The organism is Streptomyces sp. BE303, from assembly GCF_036290945.1.
In the GTDB taxonomy this organism is placed as follows: Bacteria; Actinomycetota; Actinomycetes; order Streptomycetales; family Streptomycetaceae; genus Kitasatospora.
The window spans coordinates 1-2,860 of record NZ_JAQYWZ010000205.1 but is presented as its reverse complement, the minus strand read 5'-3'; the positions used below and the strand labels follow the sequence as shown (position 1 = coordinate 2,860).

The following is a 2,860-nucleotide window of genomic DNA, read 5'->3' as shown; positions in this document are numbered from 1 at the left end:
GTTCTGGTGATCGGTTCCGGCCCGATCGTGATCGGTCAGGCGGCGGAGTTCGACTACTCGGGTACGCAGGCGTGCCGGGTGTTGCGGGCCGAGGGTCTGCGGGTGGTGCTGGTGAACTCGAACCCGGCGACGATCATGACGGATCCGGAGATCGCGGACGCGACGTACGTGGAGCCGATCACGCCGGAGTTCGTGGAGAAGATCATCGCGAAGGAGCGGCCGGACGCGTTGCTGCCGACGCTGGGTGGTCAGACCGCGTTGAACACGGCGATCGCGCTGCACAAGGCCGGGACCCTGGAGAAGTACGGGGTCGAGTTGATCGGCGCGGACGTCGAGGCGATCAACAAGGGTGAGGACCGGGAGCTGTTCAAGGGCGTGGTGGAGGCCGTCAACGCGCGGATCGGCCACGGCGAGTCGGCGCGTTCGGTGATCTGTCACACGATGGACGAGGTGGTCGCGGGGGTCGACACCCTGGGCGGTTACCCGGTCGTGGTGCGTCCGTCGTTCACGATGGGCGGCGCCGGGTCGGGCTTCGCCCACGACGAGGAGGAACTGCGCCGTATCGCCGGGCAGGGCCTGACGCTGTCGCCGACCACCGAGGTCCTCCTGGAGGAGTCGATCCTGGGCTGGAAGGAGTACGAGCTGGAACTGATGCGCGACACGAGCGACAACGTCGTGGTCGTCTGCTCCATCGAGAACTTCGACCCGATGGGCGTGCACACCGGTGACTCGATCACCGTCGCCCCCGCGATGACGCTCACCGACCGCGAGTACCAGATCCTGCGCGACATCGGCATCGCGGTGATCCGCGAGGTCGGCGTCGACACGGGCGGCTGCAACATCCAGTTCGCCGTCAACCCCGAGGACGGCCGGGTCATCGTCATCGAGATGAACCCGCGCGTCTCACGGTCCTCCGCGCTGGCCTCCAAGGCCACCGGCTTCCCGATCGCGAAGATCGCCGCGAAACTCGCCGTCGGCTACACCCTCGACGAGATCCCCAACGACATCACCGAGCAGACCCCCGCCTCCTTCGAGCCGACCCTCGACTACGTCGTCGTCAAGGTCCCGCGCTTCGCGTTCGAGAAGTTCCCCGGCGCCGACGCCACCCTCACCACCACCATGAAGTCCGTCGGCGAGGCCATGGCCATGGGCCGCAACTTCCCCGAGGCCCTCAACAAGGCCCTGCGCTCCCTGGAGAAGAAGGGCTCCCAGTTCACCTGGGCCGGCCCCCTCGGCGACAAGGCCGAACTCCTCGCCCGGGCCGCCGTCCCCACCGACGGACGCATCAACACCGTCATGGACGCCATCCGCGCCGGCGCCACCCCCGGCGAGGTCTTCGACTCCACCAGGATCGACCCCTGGTTCGTCGACCAGCTCTTCCTCCTCGACGAGATCGCCGGCGAACTCGCCGACGCCCCCGAACTCACCCCCGCCCTGCTGCGCCACGCCAAGCGGCACGGCTTCTCCGACCAGCAGATCGGCGAGATCCGCGGGCTGCGCCCGGACGTGGTGCGCGAGGTGCGGCACGCGCTGGGGATCCGTCCGGTCTTCAAGACGGTGGACACCTGCGCGGCGGAGTTCGCGGCGCGCACCCCGTACTTCTACTCCTCCTACGACGAGGAGAGCGAGGTGGCGCCGCGCACGAAGCCCGCGGTGATCATCCTGGGTTCGGGGCCGAACCGGATCGGTCAGGGCATCGAGTTCGACTACTCCTGCGTGCACGCCTCCTTCGCGCTGTCGGACGCCGGGTACGAGACGGTGATGGTCAACTGCAACCCGGAGACCGTCTCCACGGACTACGACACCTCCGACCGGCTCTACTTCGAGCCGCTCACCCTGGAGGACGTCCTGGAGATCGTCCACGCCGAGCGGCAGGCCGGACCGCTGGCCGGGGTGATCGTCCAGCTCGGCGGCCAGACGCCGCTGGGCCTGGCCCAGGCCCTGAAGGACAACGGCGTGCCCATCGCCGGCACCCAGCCCGAGGCGATCGACCTCGCGGAGGAGCGCGGCGCCTTCGGCCGGGTCCTGCGCGAGGCGGGCCTGCCCGCCCCCAAGCACGGCACCGCGTTCTCCTTCGAGGACGCGAAGGCCATCGCCGACGAGATCGGCTACCCGGTCCTGGCCCGTCCCTCCTACGTGCTGGGCGGACGCGGCATGGAGATCGTCTACGACGAGACCTCCCTCGCCTCCTACCTGGAACGCCACGCCGGTCTCGTCTCCGAACACCCCGTCCTCATCGACCGCTTCCTCGACGACGCCGTCGAGATCGACGTCGACGCCCTCTACGACGGCACCGAGCTCTACCTCGGCGGCGTCATGGAACACATCGAGGAAGCCGGCATCCACTCCGGCGACTCCGCCTGCGCGCTGCCCCCGATCACCCTCGGCGGCCACGACATCAAGCGCCTGCGGACCTCGACCGAGGCGATCGCCCGCGGCGTGGGCGTCCGCGGACTGATCAACATCCAGTTCGCCCTGTCCGGCGACATCCTCTACGTCCTGGAGGCCAACCCCCGCGCCTCGCGCACCGTGCCGTTCACCTCCAAGGCCACGGCCGTCCCGCTCGCCAAGGCCGCCGCCCGCATCTCCCTGGGCGCCACCGTCGCCGAACTGCGCGCCGAGGGGCTGCTCCCGGCGGAGGGCGACGGGGGCACGCTGCCCGCGGACGCGCCGATCGCGGTCAAGGAGGCGGTGATGCCCTGGAGCCGGTTCCGTGACGTCCACGGCCGCGGCGTCGACACCGTCCTCGGCCCGGAGATGCGCTCCACCGGCGAGGTCATGGGCATCGACAAGGTCTTCGGCACCGCCTACGCCAAATCCCAGACCGGCGCCTACGGCGCCCTCCCCACCAAGGGGAAGG

General features: G+C 69.7%; 1 protein-coding gene. It reads left to right on the top strand.

Translation table 11 applies throughout. The features are described 5' to 3' along the window. The coding region (gene carB / locus PUR56_RS01165; protein WP_329947466.1) for a carbamoyl-phosphate synthase large subunit at nucleotides 1–2,860 on the top strand (2,860 nt) is incomplete at both ends.